We start from the raw sequence: 1,109 nt of genomic DNA, 5'->3' as shown, positions 1-1,109 counted from the left end.
CGGCGAGGAGCACCTTGTCGGGGTACTGGGCGTCGATCTCCTTGCGCACCCGCTTCAGGAACTCGTGGGTCGCCGGCAGGTTCTCGCAGTTGGTGCCCTCCTGCTGGTACAGGTACGGCACCGCGTCCAGCCGGAACCCGTCGATGCCGAGATCCAGCCAGAACTTCAGCGCGGAGATCATCTCCTCCTGCACGGCCGGGTTCTCGTAGTTCAGATCCGGCTGGTGCGAGAAGAAGCGGTGCCAGTAGTACTGCTTGCGTACCGGGTCGTACGTCCAGTTGGAGACCTCGGTGTCGACGAAGATGATCCGGGCGTCCTGGTACTGCTTGTCGTCGTCGGCCCAGACGTAGTAGTCCCCGTACGGACCGTCCGGATCCCGCCTCGACTCCTGGAACCACGGGTGCTGGTCGCTGGTGTGGTTCATGACGAAGTCGATGATCACGCGCATGCCGCGCTGGTGCGCGGCGTCCACGAACTCCACGAAGTCGGCGAGGTCACCGAACTCCGGGAGGACGGCGGTGTAGTCGGAGACGTCGTAACCGCCGTCCCGCAACGGCGACTTGAAGAAGGGCGGCAGCCACAGGCAGTCGACCCCCAGCCACTGGAGATAGTCGAGCTTGGCGGTCAGGCCCTTCAGGTCGCCGACGCCGTCGCCGTTGCTGTCCTGGAAGGAGCGGACCAGGACCTCGTAGAAGACGGCGCGTTTGAACCACTCCGGGTCCCGGTCCTTGGCGGGAGTGTCCTCGAAGGTGTCCGGAACGGGCTCATTGACGATCATATTGTGGGTGACCCTCCGATCTGCGGGGTGGACGGTCGCAGGACGGTGAAGACGTGCGCGGGCCTGTGACCCGGTTCGAGGCGCACATAGTTGGCCCTGCCCCAGTAGTAGGTCTCGCCGGTGAGCTGATCGCACACCGGCACGGACTCGTGCCAGTCCAGGCCGAGTTGCGGCATGTCCAACGAGACCGTTGCCTCCTGGGTGTGGTGGGGGTCGAGGTTCACGACCACCAGAACCGTGTTCGATCCGCTCCGCTTCGAGTAGGCGATCACCGCGTCCTTGTCGGTGTGGTGGAAGTGCAGATCGCGCAGCTGTCGCAGGGCCGGCTGCT

1 protein-coding gene and 1 pseudogene are annotated in these 1,109 nt (G+C 64.8%); both read right to left on the bottom strand.

Annotation, left to right across the window (positions count from 1 at the left end; genetic code table 11):
• Nucleotides 1–778 (bottom strand): alpha-amylase family glycosyl hydrolase (locus tag C3492_RS43825; protein WP_258056270.1); only part of this gene is annotated, 778 nt, incomplete at its 3' end.
• Nucleotides 775–1,109: pseudogene (locus C3492_RS43820) on the bottom strand (alpha-glucosidase C-terminal domain-containing protein); the annotation flags it as partial. The gene C3492_RS43825 and the pseudogene C3492_RS43820, both read right to left, overlap by 4 nt.

Source organism: Streptomyces sp. Ru62, from assembly GCF_002920615.1.
Classification (GTDB): domain Bacteria; phylum Actinomycetota; class Actinomycetes; order Streptomycetales; family Streptomycetaceae; genus Streptomyces.
This window is presented reverse-complemented; position numbering and strand designations above follow the sequence as displayed.